This is a genomic window from Methylobacterium sp. J-088 (assembly GCF_022829295.1).
Taxonomy (GTDB): domain Bacteria; phylum Pseudomonadota; class Alphaproteobacteria; order Rhizobiales; family Beijerinckiaceae; genus Methylobacterium.
The window spans coordinates 1-13,974 of record NZ_JAKSYH010000008.1; the positions used below are offsets into that span (position 1 = coordinate 1).

11 protein-coding genes and 2 pseudogenes are annotated in these 13,974 nt (G+C 62.6%); 3 read left to right on the plus strand and 10 right to left on the minus strand.

All coding sequences use genetic code 11. From position 1 onward, the window contains the following. From MKK63_RS00045 to MKK63_RS00055, 3 genes are all read right to left on the minus strand, one after another. A partial coding sequence (locus MKK63_RS00045) for a molybdopterin-dependent oxidoreductase (RefSeq protein ID WP_243997535.1) occupies positions 1 to 828 on the minus strand: 828 nt, incomplete at its 3' end. Between the two features lie 138 nt (positions 829 to 966). Next, a complete protein-coding gene (locus MKK63_RS00050) occupies positions 967 to 1,830 on the minus strand; it encodes an amidohydrolase family protein (protein ID WP_243997537.1) in 864 nt (287 codons plus the stop codon). A gap of 69 nt (positions 1,831 to 1,899) precedes the next feature. Beyond that, on the minus strand, positions 1,900 to 3,318 hold the full coding sequence (locus MKK63_RS00055; protein ID WP_243997539.1) for an MFS transporter: 1,419 nt from the start codon (positions 3,316 to 3,318) through the stop codon (positions 1,900 to 1,902). A gap of 221 nt (positions 3,319 to 3,539) precedes the next feature. On the opposite strand from MKK63_RS00055, the gene MKK63_RS00060 reads away from it, so the two are divergent. Together MKK63_RS00060 and MKK63_RS00065 are read left to right on the plus strand one after the other, a co-directional pair. After that, positions 3,540 to 4,424: a LysR substrate-binding domain-containing protein gene (locus MKK63_RS00060; RefSeq protein WP_243997541.1), complete on the plus strand. Its 885-nt coding sequence runs from the start codon at positions 3,540 to 3,542 to the stop codon at positions 4,422 to 4,424. A 137-nt stretch (positions 4,425 to 4,561) separates the two neighbouring features. Further along, positions 4,562 to 5,122, plus strand: a pseudogene (locus MKK63_RS00065) (IS701 family transposase); the annotation flags it as partial. Positions 5,123 to 5,124: 2 nt separating this feature from the next. On the opposite strand, the pseudogene MKK63_RS00070 reads toward MKK63_RS00065, so the two are convergent. The 5 genes and pseudogenes from MKK63_RS00070 to MKK63_RS00090 form a co-directional block, all read right to left on the minus strand. Then, positions 5,125 to 5,436: pseudogene (locus tag MKK63_RS00070) on the minus strand (helix-turn-helix domain-containing protein); the annotation flags it as partial. 330 nt (positions 5,437 to 5,766) lie between these two features. Further along, positions 5,767 to 6,588: a nitroreductase family protein gene (locus MKK63_RS00075; RefSeq protein ID WP_243997542.1), complete on the minus strand. Its 822-nt coding sequence runs from the start codon at positions 6,586 to 6,588 to the stop codon at positions 5,767 to 5,769. A gap of 464 nt (positions 6,589 to 7,052) precedes the next feature. Next, positions 7,053 to 7,649, minus strand: a complete 597-nt coding sequence (locus tag MKK63_RS00080) for a 2-hydroxychromene-2-carboxylate isomerase (RefSeq protein ID WP_243997544.1) — start codon at positions 7,647 to 7,649, stop codon at positions 7,053 to 7,055. Positions 7,650 to 7,862: 213 nt separating this feature from the next. Beyond that, the gene (locus MKK63_RS00085; RefSeq protein ID WP_243997546.1) at positions 7,863 to 8,483 is read right to left on the minus strand and encodes a glutathione S-transferase N-terminal domain-containing protein; all 621 of its coding nucleotides are present in this window, start codon (positions 8,481 to 8,483) and stop codon (positions 7,863 to 7,865) included. 494 nt (positions 8,484 to 8,977) lie between these two features. Continuing rightward, a complete protein-coding gene (locus MKK63_RS00090; RefSeq protein ID WP_243997548.1) occupies positions 8,978 to 11,578 on the minus strand; it encodes a TonB-dependent receptor in 2,601 nt (866 codons plus the stop codon). Positions 11,579 to 11,954: 376 nt separating this feature from the next. On the opposite strand from MKK63_RS00090, the gene MKK63_RS00095 reads away from it, so the two are divergent. After that, positions 11,955 to 12,185 carry a hypothetical protein gene (locus MKK63_RS00095; protein WP_243997551.1) on the plus strand — a complete coding sequence of 77 codons (231 nt, stop codon included), beginning with the start codon at positions 11,955 to 11,957 and terminating at the stop codon, positions 12,183 to 12,185. A gap of 64 nt (positions 12,186 to 12,249) precedes the next feature. Here the strand turns inward: MKK63_RS00095 and MKK63_RS00100 are convergent, their stop codons facing one another. Then, positions 12,250 to 12,540, minus strand: a complete 291-nt coding sequence (locus MKK63_RS00100; protein WP_313901721.1) for a MucR family transcriptional regulator — start codon at positions 12,538 to 12,540, stop codon at positions 12,250 to 12,252. 380 nt (positions 12,541 to 12,920) lie between these two features. Then, positions 12,921 to 13,913: an IS481 family transposase gene (locus MKK63_RS00105; RefSeq protein WP_243997553.1), complete on the minus strand. Its 993-nt coding sequence runs from the start codon at positions 13,911 to 13,913 to the stop codon at positions 12,921 to 12,923. Between the last annotated feature and the right edge of the window lie 61 nt (positions 13,914 to 13,974).

A 13,974-nucleotide genomic window follows, 5' to 3' on the forward strand; every position in this document is an offset into this window, starting at 1 on the left:
GGTCCTGTCGGGCGCCTTGCCGGGCTCGGTGCAGGCACAGGCATTGTCGGGGATGCGGTAGGCGCTCTTCATCCAGAAGCCCTCGAAGGGCGTGTCGAGCACCGTGATGGCGTTGAGGTGCTTGACCCAGTAGGTGCCGTAGTAGCCCGGCACCACGAGGCGCAGCGGGAAACCGTTGAGCCAGGGCAGGTTCTGCCCATTCATGCCCCAAGCCAGCAGGACTTCGCCGTCGTTCGCCTGATCGAGGGGGAGCGCCTTGGCGAAGTCGGGCGTCTCCGGCAGGACCGGCCCGTCGAGCCCCCCGAACGACACCTGCACGGCCCCGGCTTTCACGCCCGCCCTGTCGAGGACGCTCTTGAGCGGCACGCCGGTCCAGCGGGCGCAGCCCATGGCGCCGTTGGCGAGCTGGCCGCCGGCCATGCGCGGCTCGAAGAAGCCCCGGGAATTGCCCGAGCACTGGTTGACCGCAGCGATTTCGATTGCCCCCGGTAGGGCCTTGATGTCGGCCAACGATAGGTCGAGGGGCCCCGCGACATGGCCGGTGACCGCGACGCGGAACGCCTGCGAGTCGATCGCGGTGGGGATGTCGGCGAGGTGGTAGCGGACGAAGAAGGCGTCATTGGGCGTGATGGCGCCCTCGTCGAACACCGCGAACGGCGTCTCCAGTTGCGGCGGGCGGGCGGTCATTTGCAGGAGCGGGCGCTTGCCCGGATAGGCCACGAGCGGCCGCTCGCCATTGCCGAACGGCAGCGCAACCTCGTCGGCCATGGCGGAGCGACCGGCGAAGGCGATGGCGCCTGCACCGAACAGAACATCGCGTCTCAGCATTTTCTTCGCATCCCACGATCTTGTTGACGTCACCGTACGAACCGCCGGACGAGCCTCGATTCCGACGCTCCGTGTTGGAGTGCGGCAGAGCTGCCTAGGACGATGAGGTCGAGTCAGGGTCGGAACATCAGTTCCGCCTTATCCGTCGAGTCCGAGCCCGAGGAGCCGGTCGGCGTTGCGCCAAAGCGCAGCGTCGAGCGCTGCCTCCGACAGGCCGAGCATGCGGAAATCCTCGACGCCCTGACGCATCGGCCGGAACGGGAAGGATGAGCCGAAAAGGAATTGGTCCCTCATCGGGCCGTTGGCCGCCTCGATGTAGAGCTGCCCGCCCGCCGCAAAGGTATACATATCTGGCGAGACATAGACGTTCTCATTGCGGAACGCGACGGTGACCATGTCGGCGACGTTCGGATAGAACCCGTGGCAGCAGACCAGTGGCAGCTTTGGGAATGTCTTGGCGACGCGATCGACAGCGAGCGGATCGTTCAGTCGCAGATCCGGCGTGGTCGGGCCCGACATCACGAAGGCAGGGACCTTTAGCTCCTGGCACAGCTCGTAGAGTGGCATCAGACGTTCGTCGTCGGCGCGCATGCCCTCTGCGTAGAAGCCAGCATCGAGGTTGATCGCTTTGAAGCCGAGCTCCGTCACCGCGCGCCGAGCCTCAGCCACACTGGCGGCGCGGCCGAGTTCGATTGGATCGACCGAGGCTATGCCGATCAAACGCCTCGGATCGTGCCGGGCGACCTCGGCCAGCGCATCGTTGGAGACCCGTACCCCCGGCACCGAGCGGGCGACCATGATCGCTACGTCGATCCCGGCGTCGTCCATCTCTGCTTTGAAACCCTCGACGCTCATGCCGCGGGTGAAGTGGTCGATCTCATGGTCGTGGGTACCGACCCGCTTGTTTAACCAGCGCACCACCCCGTAGGACGGCGACTGCGGATCGGCGCCGAAGAAGGCGTGCAGGAAGGTCGGACGGCTACGCATGTCGACGACGGGCATTGTTCTTGACTCCACAATAGGAAAGCGGGGTCCGCGCGCTGCATTCGAGCGCGCAGGATGGATTGGACGTCAGTGGGAGACGGCTTCGAGCACTTTGCCGCGGGTTTCGACGCCGAGGGTGAGGACCAGGATGGCGGCGATCAGAAAACCCCCTGCACCGACTTGAAAGGCGGTGGCCGGGCCGTAATCGCGCACCAGCACCGGCACGATCATCGGCCCGAGGATGGCGCCGATCCGCCCGAACGCGGAGGCGAAGCCCGCACCTGTTGCCCGTGCCCGGGTCGGATACAGCTCCGGCGTGTAGGCATAGAGACAGCTCCACATACCGAACATGAAAAACTGCATCACGAAGCCGGTGACGAACAGCCAAGTCTGGTCGACGGCGTTTCCGTAGACGTAGGCCGCCACCGCCGCGCAGATCAGGAACGCCGCCGTCGTGGCCTTGCGACCGACCTTCTCAAGCATCAGTGCCGCGGTGAAGAAACCGGGGATTCCCCCGACCGTGATCAGGGTGACGAAGCCCACCGAACCGACGATTGAGAAGCCGCGTTCCTTGAGCAGCACCGCGATCCAAGAGTTCAGACCGAAGAAGCCGATCAACGCGAAGAACCACATCCCGAAGGCCATTACCGTCCGCAGCCGGTACTTGGGCGAGAACAGCGTCGCGATCGGGTTCTGGTGCAGCACAGGCGCAGAAGCCGCAGCGGCAATGGACGGGGCGACCGGCGGGAGGGGTTGACCCGTCGAGCGCTCGACCTCGCGCTCCATCATGGACATCACCGCGTCCGCTTCGGCCTGGCGCCCGTTATCGGCGAGCCAACGCGGTGACTCCGGCATAGAGCGACGAACCACGAGCACAACCATCGAGAGGAGACCCACGATGGCGAAAGCCCAGCGCCAGCCGAGATAGGGCAGCACGAAGAAGCTGATCGCCCCCGACAGAACATAGCCGATCGCCCAGAAGCCCTCCATGAAGGCGATATACTTGCCGCGCACATTGGCGGGCACAATTTCCGAGACCATCGCCTGGGCCACCGGTGCCTCGCCGCCGACGCCGACACCGATCAGAAACCGGCAGACCATCAAGGCTGTGAGGCTCCAAGCCGCCGCCGCAGCGAGGCTGGCGAAGCCCCAGACCAGCATCGTCACTTGGAACACTGTCTTGCGCCCGAAGCGGTCGGAGGCAGTACCGGCGATCACGTTGCCAACGAGCTGCCCGGCGAAGGTCATGGCGGCGAGTTGGCCGGCCTCGGTTGGTGTTAACCCGAAGGCGACGACGATCGAACCTAGTAGGAAGGTGAGAAGTGCGACGTCGACCTGGTCGACGAGCCAAGCTGAAGCGATGATCGCGAAGATCTTGCGCTGGTAGCCCGACATCGGCAGCCGTTCGAGCCGACCAGCGATGTCGGAGGTGGCCGCCGCGGCGGCCCGGTCGGAGGTGGTCAGTTCGATCCCCAATCCGATGGGGGAGTCAGTGGCAAGATGCATGGCGTTCACTCCCTGAAACGCGGTTCCATGGACGCTCAAGGCCTATGCTTGCAGCGACCACTGAACTCGTTCGATCTGTAAGCTCTCGCACCCCACCCGCTCGGGTGGGATGCCGGCTGTGCATTATTTTTCTTTTTGTAATTTGATTCGCAGCTGGAACCTTCCCCATTCCGGCGGATCAGCGCAAATATAATTCCCTTTTAGGGGTATAGCTTTGAGTTATGGCTCTCAATCTCCACCTTCTGCGATTTTTCTTCGCCGTGGCTCAGACAGGCAGTTTCTCCCGTGCGGCCGATGAGCTGAATGTCAGTCAACCCGCCATCTCAAGAGGCGTGCGCGACTTCGAGCTTCAAGTGGGCTGCCGGCTACTCGACCGGGGTCCGCGCGGCGTCCGGCTCACTCGCGAGGGTGACGCGCTGTTCAGGCATGCGAAGACCCTGTTCGCGATGGAACGGTCCGCTGAAGATGAGTTACGGTCATTGCGTGGATTAGGCAGTGGTTCTCTGCGTATTGGTGCCAGTACAACGATTGCCACTTATATGCTTCCGAAATATCTTGGCACCTTTCATCGTACATATCCCGGAATCGATCTCAGTATCACGAGCGAAAACACTCGTTCAATTGCAGGCCTGTTGATGAAGAATGAAATTGATGTCGCGTTTGTCGAGGGACCCGTCGATGTAGCGGGTATTGTCAGCGAGGCATGGATTACGGATGAGATGGTGCTGATCACCTCGGCAGACCACGCTTTCGTGCACGATGATGAACCGATAGATCGCATCCGGCTTGAGGGTGAGACTTTCATTTTTAGAGAGCCGGGATCGGGGTCGCGTGAGGTGGTTGCAGAGGCCCTAAAGGCGAACGGGGTTAATCCCGTTCGCCGACTTGATGTTGGGAGTACTGAGGCAATCAAACAACTTGTAGCAAGTGGCGTAGGAGTCGCAATTACATCTGTTGCTACCATTCATGATCAAGTTACATTGGGTACTCTGGTCGCCATCCCAATCCGTCATATGCGGGTTGAGCGTACCCTATGGCGGCTTTCTGTCCCGGGACGGTTGGCAAATCCAGCTACAATCGCTTTCGATGGCCTAATAAAGTTTTGATCAATCTCAGTAACGTATAGTATTTTAAGTCAAAAAAATCAACTTATTCATGCGTGCTGTGGTGTTTCTAGCACTACCTGGGCACTTTGAGGGGCGGTGGGCGTTTTTATCCTGCGGTGGCACTGCGGGAGATGGACATGGGCGAGAGATCGTCGGGGCCGGACCTCGATGTATGGCTGGCCCCGTTTCTGGCTGCGATGGGTCGCAAGACGCGGCGGACTTGGGCGCCGCTGTACCTGCGCGGCCTACTCGGTCCCGGTGATCGCAAGAGCCTGCAGCCGATGGCGGCTCGCCTCGGATTGCCGGGCCACGACCAACTGCAACACTTCATCGCCAGCCCGGCCTGGGACGACAGCCCGCTCTGGACAGAACTGGTCCGCTCCGCGGACCGGCTGGTCGGCGGATCCGATGCCTGCCTGGTGATCGACGACACGGCCCTGCCGAAGAAGGGCACGCACTCGGTGGGCGTGGCGCGCCAGTACAGTGGGGCGCTCGGCAAGAAGGCCAATTGCCAGTCGCTCGTCTCGCTCACCGTGGCGCGGGGCGAGGTGCCCGTGCCGGTCGCCCTGCGCCTGTTCCTGCCGGAGGAGTGGCTCGCTGACCCGCAGCGGTGTGAGAAGGCGGGCGTCCCCGAAGCGGCGGTCGTACCGCAGAGCAAGAGTGAGATCGCGCTCTGCGAACTCGACCGCCTGCGAGCCGAGGCTGGCACCGGACCTTGCTCGACCATGGCCTTCAGCGCGACACGCAGATCCGCGTTCAACCGCGGGCGGGCACCGGGAGCCTTGCCGCCGATGAGCTCATCTGGCCCATCAGCGTTGAAGGCGAGCACCCAGTCCCGCACTGTCTGAAGCCCGACCCTGCCGAGAGCGGCCGCCTCGGAGCGCGAGCCGCCTGCATAGATCGCCGACAGAGCTAGCAGGCGGCGGATCTGATCAGGGTCGCGCGAACTCTTCGCCAGGACACGCAGGGCCTCGCCATCGTAGTCCGGCCGTAGTGGCACAGGAGCGGCCATCCCATCCTCCCAGGCTCCAAACCTTAGGACAGAATCATAGCCCTTCCGCACCGCTATCCAGCGTGAGTCCGCCTCAAAGAGACTTGGTGTAAGGCGCAGTTTGAGCATGTCCAAACCGAGCCACACTGATCGACTGCTACGGGTTGAACGTGAGAGGGACGCTTTTGGATAGGAGGCCCAGGTTCGGTTGCTCCCCGAGCCGACCTTAGCGGACGGCTGGCCGATGGTTGCTTCCGTTAGGCGCAGAAGGTGATCCGAACAGTTGCTGGACGTCTGAAGCAGGCCAGGGGTCAGATTGGCCAAGGTGTGGGAGCATGGTGGATGCGGTGATCAGTCGAGCTTAAAGCCGCGCTGCAGGACAAAGGCCCCGAAAGTCGCCCGCTGCGGTTCTGCGTACTGCCGCGCCTTATCCTCCGACCAGCCGTAATCGGCCATCTCGCCCCAGCGGGCGGGATCGCGTTGCTCCGGGTAGGGCTGCTGCGTCCGACGGCGCCGGTCGTAAGCAGTCAGGCCAGCCGCCAAGTCCCCGCCATCGTACCGATTCTCGTGCAGGGTCATGAACAAGGGCAGCCGCGGGCTGATCTGCCCGTCGTCCGCCGGCCAGCCCAGACAGAGGCCAGCAAACGGGATGACCCGCTCCGGCAAGCCGAGCCACGCACTGACTTCGTCTGCCCGATTGCGGATCTCGCTGATCGGACAGCCGCCGAGCCCGATCGCCTCGGCAGCGCGCAACGCGGTGGCGAGCGCGATAGCAGCGTCAGCGGTGGCATTGAAGAACAGGTCGAGGTGGTCGTTTGGGAATGGCTTGTTCCGCAACTGCGCGATCTCGGGCAGCCGAGCGCCGTTCGCGCAGAACACCAAGAAGGCCGGGGCCTCGCGCACCCACGGCATATGCGGCAGGAAGCCGGCGATGCGCGCCCGCAGCGCGGGGGCAGTAATCACGACGATGTCGCGCTGCTGCAGGTCGCTCTTGGAAGGTGCGGACAGGGCAAGCGCGCAGATCAGCCTTACCAGAGCTGGGCTGACGGGGCGATCACTGTATCGGCGGTGCACGCGATGTGAAGCGATGCGGACCGCCTCGTCGAGGCCGTCGAGATCGGATGGGATCGCGACGACTTCACCGAACCGCTCCTGAAGTGCGGCGAGAAGCACCGCGGCATCCCCTTCTCCAGCCATCCCGATGGTCTCCGCCCCCGCCCGCGTATGTCCGCTTCCGAACCCTATACGAGAGGTGCATCAGCAGCGCACGTCCCGCGGTACGCAGTCACCGACGCCTAGGCAGACTCGTCCGGTCCTGGGAGCATTCAACAGCCGCTCGAGGCATCCGCTACGAAGCACCGCGCACGCCATACTCACAGTCCGGGATGGGTCGGCGAGCGCCGGTCCGCTTTTCTGGGAACCCTGCTCTGGAGCGGACGTGCTGCTTACGGCCAAGTTCGGTCGTTAAGAGGGGAGCAGACCGTTGGTTGGAAGACCTGCCGAGATTCCAAATGGGGTCGAGAGTGGCTGCAATGGCTCATGGCGATGCCGGTGAGCATGCGTTGCTGACACAAGGCGCGAAGGTCGTGTTTCTACGCAACCGAATTCGTTGGGGCCGCTGACCGGACCGATCGCACTCAGCAGCCTGCCCCTAGGCGGCGATCGAGGAAGTCCAGCCGATCCTGGCCCCAGAAGATGTCCTCGCCCACAGCATACGTCGGCACACCGAACACCCCACGGTCGATGGCAACTCTGGTTTCCTGCGAGCGTAGCACCGCCCAACGCTCGTCATCCGCGTCTTCTAAGATCGATGATCCATCCAAGCCGACATCGCTGATGAGCCGGCCGATCGTATCTCTGTCACCCGTATCGGCTTGCTCTTCCCAGAGCGCCTTCAGAACACGGTGCGCCAAGTCGACGGCTGGCTGATCGCCGATCATCTCGCGCACCGCAAGGACGCAATGGGCGGCGGTCGTCTCGTTGGCTGGGAAATGCTTCGGCTCAAGGTCGATCGGAATGGCCAAGGCGTCGCGCCAGCGCGCGAGTTCCTGAATGCGGTAGGCTTGCCGCTGGGGCGAGCGCTTGGGCAGCGGCAGGCCGCCCGATGCCGAGAAGACTGACCCGACATCTATGGGATGACTGCGAACCGTTGCACCGTGTCGTGAGGTCACCTCCATCAGTCGGGCGGCTCCTAGATGCGTCCAGGGTGAATTCAGCGAGACGTAGTAGTCCACTTGCCCGCTCATCGGCTCTCCCATCGACAGCCCGCGTCCATCGCTGACTGGCGCCGTGATTCTTACACCCCTCGCCAAAGTCTGTCTCGACCACGGCGAGAGAGTAGCTACCCGTTCAGTAGCGATCGTTCGCACGCCGATGACCCTAGGATGGACCGATCCGCTCGACTAAACCTGCGAATGACAGGCCTCGCCACCTTCGTTATTGACCCGTCATCGCAAAGCAATCTCGAAGCCGCGCTTGACGCCCGGACGGATCATAAGCGCTTCGTACCAGCGCCGGACGTGGGGGTAGTCGGCGAGGTCTATCCGATGGCGTTCGTGCCGCCATGCCCAACCCACGATCGCGAAATCCGCAACGGACAGCGCGCCGGCCACGAACTCGACCACCTGCAACCGCCGGTTCAGCACGCCGTAGAGCCGCCGCGTCTCGGCCTGGTAGCGCTCCAACCCGTAGGCGCGATCCGCCTCCGCCACACCGAGGAAGTGATGGACTTGCCCCGGCATCGGCCCGAAGCCGCCCATCTGCCACATCAACCATTCCAGCACTGCCACGCGTTGCCGGCGGTCGACGGGCAAAAACAGTCCGGTTTTCACGCCGAGATAGAGCAAGATCGCACCTGACTCGAACACTGAGATTGGCGCGCCGTCCGGCCCATCCGGGTCGACAATCGCGGGGATGCGGTTGTTGGGGCTGATCGCGAGAAATGAAGGATCGAACTGCTGGCGGTTAGTGATGTCGACGGTCCGCACCCGATAGGGCAGACCCATCTCCTCCAAGGCAACGCTGATCTTGCGTCCGTTTGGCGTGTCCCACGTGTGAAGCTCGATCATGGTCGCTGATTCCTCGCCGTCGGCCTAATGTTTATGGTCCCCAGCAGTGCACGGGATTTGTCCGCGTCGTCCAGCGCCACGAATGTGACCACCTCGATCGCCTAATTTGGGTCGTCCTGGCTTCAGTCCGGCACGTTTAAACCCTGTAGGTATGACGAGCGTCTTTATCCCGCCAACGGAGCGACGGAGATGTTAGTCTGACCTGGATCGGAAGGGTGTGTCTGCTTTTCAGGCGAGTCGTCTCGAAAGCGGACTGGCGCCTTTCGGCCACTTCTGGCCATGCTGATGGGCACCACTGAATGGCTGGGTGGGGTGGTTTTCTGCCTGTCTGCTTCGGAGAGAAACCTGGCGAAAGCAGAAATCACCGCCGTGATTGCCTAATAGTAAATACGGCGTCAATCTTTTAATATCGGTTATCAGCTGAACAAATTGACAAACCAACGTGTAGGGCCGCGACGAGTGCGGCCCTACAAAAAGTTCTGGATAGTCTAGTATCAATATTTTCTGATGATCGGTTCCGGCGACATCGGCACTGGATCTGCGCCGAAGCGGTAGGTCAGGCCCGCGTAGACCGAGAGGGGTTGAGCCAAAGTCGTGGTCCGCGGATCGTTGATCGACAGATTGCCCGCTACCGCACCCGTCTCGGCGAAAGTGCCGAAGGTGGCGTAGCGTTGGTTTGTCAGGTTGGTAATCAACCCGAAGATCTCCAGGTTCTTGGTGACCTGATACTTCGTCGTCAGGTTCATCACGTAGTAGGCTGGTAGCTTGCGGTTCAGGTTCGACTCGTCGCCGCGGTAGTATGACGACGAGAACGCAGCCACGTTCAGGCCGAACCGCCAGTTCGGGGTGATGTTGTATTCGAACCCAGCCTTGATCTGGTGATCCGGGATGAGCGGGATCTTGTCGCCCCGCCGCACGTTGATGCCGCCGTTCGGGACCACATCACCACCGGTCGCGCCGCCAGCCACGCCGGTACCGGCGAGCGGGTTATTGGGTGACGAGAGCGTCTGATTGAACTGGAAGGTCGCGTCGATCAAGGCGTAGTTGGCGTAGACGAGCAGGTCGGGGGTGACGACGTACTCGGCGCTGACCTCGATGCCCTGCCGCTGAGTCGCCGGCACGTTGATGTAGTAGGCGCGCGCGGCGTTGCCAGCCACTGCGACCTGATAGAGGTCGTTCTGTAGGTCGGTGCGGAACACGCCGGCCTTGTAAGTCAAATTGCCGCCCGAGAGGAAGCTCGGGATCACGCCGCGGAAGCCGGCCTCGTAGGTCCGCCCGGTGACCTGCTTGAGCGGCGGATCGGCCACCAGCGAGTTCGGCAGGAGGCAGGGCTGGGTCGGGCTGGAGCAGGATAGCTCCAGCGGCGTCGGGGCGCGGTTCGACTCCGAGTAGCTGCCATAGAGATTGAATGCCGGATCGAACTGGTAGGTCAGGCCTGCCAGTGGGTTGACCTTGAAGTACTCGTTCGTGCCCGTCACGTCCGGCGAGAAGCCGGTCTGGTCGCGGGTCTGAATGCGAGCGTAGTTGAGGCGGAAGCCGGCGGTGAGCGAGAGCCGGTCGGTCACGTCGAGCGTGTCGGTGGCGTAGAGGCCGAGATACAGCGTCGACCCACTGACGTTGCTCGGCGCGATGCCGAGGGCGCCGAGGGTTCGTATATCTGGCGTGCCCAGGCCAGGGATGTTGCCGTAATACGGGCTGTTGGGATTGATCGAAACGGAGAGGTTCGGGTTGATCACACCCAGCGTACTCGACGACTTGAACGAGAAGTTCGAGGCGTCGACGCTGCCTCCGACCACGAAGGTGTTGGGCAGGCCGAAGATCCGGTCGCGGTTGGCCGCCTGCAGCGAGCCGCCATAAGCCTCGGACTGGGTCAGGGTCGTGTCGATCGTTCCGTAGGGGGCATTCTTGTTGAACGGGATCGGCTGGCCGTTCAGGCCGATGATCGTGAACTGATCAGCGTAGGCCCGGCGCGCCGCCACCTGGCTGGTCGGAGGCGCGTTTACGTTGAATGCATCGTCCTGATAGCAGAGAAAACCCTTGAAGTCGCCGCGCTTGCTGCAGTTCTCGAAGTTGCCCTGGTTGCCATCGACGTAGTTCTCGCCGAAGCGCCGGTAATAGGCGTTACCGGCCAAATCCCAGGTCGGCGAGATGTCGACCCGGCCGGTGAGCTGGATCGTGCCGACCTGCGTCGTCTGGGTCTGTGGATAGGTGAAGATCGCCCGCGGATCCACATGGGTGAAGTCCACCGGCGTCGCTGCCGCCGCGCCGTAGAAGCTGCGCGCGGCGAGCCCGATCAGGTGGAACTCCGAGTCCTGCGAGCGGTAGCCGAGATCGGCGTAGAGCCGCCCGATCGTGCTCGGGTTCTCGTAGCGCCAGCCCCGGTCGTTCAGCCCGTCGCCGGTGAAGTAGAAGCTCCAATTGTCGACGATCTTACCGTACTGGAGATTGCCGGCCACCCGCCCATCAGAGCCGCCGAATGCGGTGATCTCGGTGCCCTGCCAGGTGAAGCCGTTCTTCATCTGGATGTTGACCGCGCCGCCGATGGCGTTGAGGCCGAAGACCGGGTTGCCGGTGACCACGTCGATGCGCTGAACGGCTTGCGGCGGGATCAGGTCGAAGTTGACGACGTCGCCGAAGGCCTCGTTGATGCGAATGCCGTTCTGGTAAACGGCCAGCCCCTGCGGCACGCCCTGTACGGACGAAGCGGTGAAGCCTCGGTAGTTCAGGTCGACGCGGTTCCCGTTGCCCTGCGAGTCGTTGAGGTTCACGCCCGGGGTCGAGCGTGCGAAGGTGGCGATGATGTTGTCGGTGCCGCGGTCGACGTCGATCTGGCGGGCCGTGACAGTCTCGACCGTGCTGGGGATTTTGTTCAGCGGTTGCTCGGAGCCGCGCAGGCGGATCGGACCGGCGGGTGCGGTCGGCACGATCTGGCCGAGCGTGTTGAGGTTTTGAGCGCCACTCGAATTGCCGCCGCCGGCACCGACCGGCGAGGTCGAGACGACGCTGATCTCGCCCAGCGTCACTGCTTCTTGTGCCTGTGCCAGCCCGGGCAGCATTGCCACGGACGCGATCAGACTGCCTCGTAAGGCGCGCATGTGTTCCCCCAGCCAATTTTACGTCGCGCCCCGCATTTTCGGGTGCGCAGCCGGACTGAGGCGCAATGGCCAGATTAGGACAAATCACGGGCTCGTGTTGGGCGTCCTTACGCCGGATAAAGTCTCATCAATCTTTCGTTTGTGACTTTATTGTAACATCAATTGGAAAATAGTCTGGAGACTCAACGGGTACTAGAAGAAAAGTTTGCCGGGGAGATCCGGCAAGGCGACTGCTTGACGACGATGTGATTTCGCCTCCCCTGGCATCGACGATACGTGTGCCGGACCGACATTGAGGTCCGTCATGGTTGTGCAGGCTGGTCGTCTTGGGAGCCCCACGTCCTTCAGATCGCCCGGCGGCCTCGCAGGGCGCGGTATGATCATCGCGGTTGGTCGCAAGCCGGTCGCAGTCGCGTATCAGTTCTGGACGGGAGCAAATTCAGGATTGATCGCAACTACTGCGTCACAGACGAAGCGCGACGCGCTGCGGGCGATGTGGCTTGAACCCACCGTGATCCTGCGCCTGGAGGACGGCCGGCACGTGGATATCTCGCTCACTCAGTGCGAGGACGGCAAGGCGACGTTCGAGATCGCGGCCGATGATTGATCTGTGCCCGCATTCATCTTGCGCTGATCCGTGACAGGCACCGGCCGCGCGCTGCAAGGAATTTCTACCGCCGGTCCGCGGTCGCACGCGATACGCATGTCGGCGACGGTGCTTTCGGTTTAAGACCGAGCTTGTGGCGCCTCGCCGTACTGGAGCACCGGTCTGAGTAGGATTGCGCGACCATTGGGTAGTCGCGCGGCAAGCCCCATTTCTCTCGGTATGCTTGCGGTGTCAGCCCCAGCCTCGTCAGATGCCGCTTGAGCGATGCATAGGATTTCCCATCCTCGAAGCTCATCAGGGCATCCGGACTAATCGACCGTTGGATTTGCGCAGGTGTCAGCGTTGCAGCGGGCATCGGATTTGTAGCGCCTGCGAAGGGTATCTCGGGACGTTCGCTCAGATGCTCTTCAGAAATAAAATGTGCAAATCACGATTTTGTAAAATGACAATAGGTTTTCGGGGCGCTGACACAATGCCTCCTCAAGAGATCTAGTTATGCCCCGACTATGATACAAGACGACCTGACTCTGTCGATCATCTCATTGTGCCAGAAACGTTGCGAGACAGGCGCCGCATCATAGTCGTCAACTTCATCAATCGTGGCTGCACCTTCGATGTCCGCTTTCAGGATGCTTCTGGATGTGCCCGAATGGCCGGTCGGGGTCGCAAGCCGCAGGACCGCTCAGGGTGGTTTCCTGCCCGTCCGCTTCTGGATAGCGGTCGCATCAAGCGGACCTAGATGTTTGGTCCCGGCATTTGGTGGAGCGGGTTTGATCTGAAGCGTCCGGGCTCTGCGGACCATGCTTTGCAGATGGCCTCGTAGGGCGTGAGACCCCGCAGGGTCTTCAGGCGGCGTGCGAAGTTGTAGGCGCTGACGAAGTCGGCCAGGTGAGCGCGGAGCTGCTCGTGGCTGTCGTAGTGGTAGCGCTTGACCGTCGCGTCCTTGATCGTGCGGTTCATTCGCTCGACCTGCCCATTCGTCCAGGGGTGCCGCGGCTTGGTCAGGCGATGGTCGATATCGTTGCGGGCACAGGCGGACTCGAAGCTGTGGGCTCGGAAGGTCTCGCCGGCTGCGATCGCCTCCTTGATGATGGAGGCGGCCGAGGCAACGTTGCCGGGTGTCGTGAAGTGGGTGCCGTTATCGGTGAGCACCGTGTGCACCTTGTAGGGCACCGCCTCGATGAGATGGCGGAGGAAGTCGCCTGCGACCCGCCGCGTGGCTCGTTCATGGAGCTCAACGAAGGCGAACTTGGTCGTGCGGTCGATGGCGACAAGCAGGTAGAGCCGCCCTTCCGCCGTGTGAACCTCGGCCAGATCGATGTGGAAGTAGCCGAGCGGGTAAGCCTTGAAGCGGGACCGCTTGGGCGTGTCGCCGTCGACCTCCGGCAGTCGGCTGATGCCGTGGCGCTGCAGGCAGCGATGCAGCGACGAGCGGGTCAGGTGCGGGATCGTGGCCTGGAGCGCGTAGAGGCAGTCGTCGAGCGGTAGGAGCGTGTGACGGCGAAAGGCGACCACCACCGCCTCGTCCTCGGGTGACAGCACCGTGGAATGCGGATCCTTCGGCCCCGTGCGCTGGTCGGCGACCGAGGTCCGCTTCTTCCACTTGGCGACTGTCTTCGGGTTGATCCCGTAGCGCTTCGAGAGCGTCCTCAGGCTCGCTTGACTATGCTGGATCGCTCGACGGACTGCCCCCGTCGTTGTGGCGCTGCCGTGAAGAACCTGGCCCATAGCGCATCCCTCCACTCCGAGGTGAAGAGTGCACCATCAAACCCTGGGATCAAACATCTAG

Coding starts and splice junctions, on each gene's coding strand:
- MKK63_RS00050 (WP_243997537.1), bottom strand. CDS start 1,830: ATGCCCGTCGTCGACATGCGTAGCCGTCCGACCTTCCTGCACGCCTTC.
- MKK63_RS00055 (WP_243997539.1), bottom strand. CDS start 3,318: ATGCATCTTGCCACTGACTCCCCCATCGGATTGGGGATCGAACTGACC.
- MKK63_RS00060 (WP_243997541.1), top strand. CDS start 3,540: ATGGCTCTCAATCTCCACCTTCTGCGATTTTTCTTCGCCGTGGCTCAG.
- MKK63_RS00085 (WP_243997546.1), bottom strand. CDS start 8,483: ATGATCGAGCTTCACACGTGGGACACGCCAAACGGACGCAAGATCAGC.
- MKK63_RS00090 (WP_243997548.1), bottom strand. CDS start 11,578: ATGCGCGCCTTACGAGGCAGTCTGATCGCGTCCGTGGCAATGCTGCCC.
- MKK63_RS00095 (WP_243997551.1), top strand. CDS start 11,955: ATGATCATCGCGGTTGGTCGCAAGCCGGTCGCAGTCGCGTATCAGTTC.
- MKK63_RS00100 (WP_313901721.1), bottom strand. CDS start 12,540: ATGCCCGCTGCAACGCTGACACCTGCGCAAATCCAACGGTCGATTAGT.
- MKK63_RS00105 (WP_243997553.1), bottom strand. CDS start 13,913: ATGGGCCAGGTTCTTCACGGCAGCGCCACAACGACGGGGGCAGTCCGT.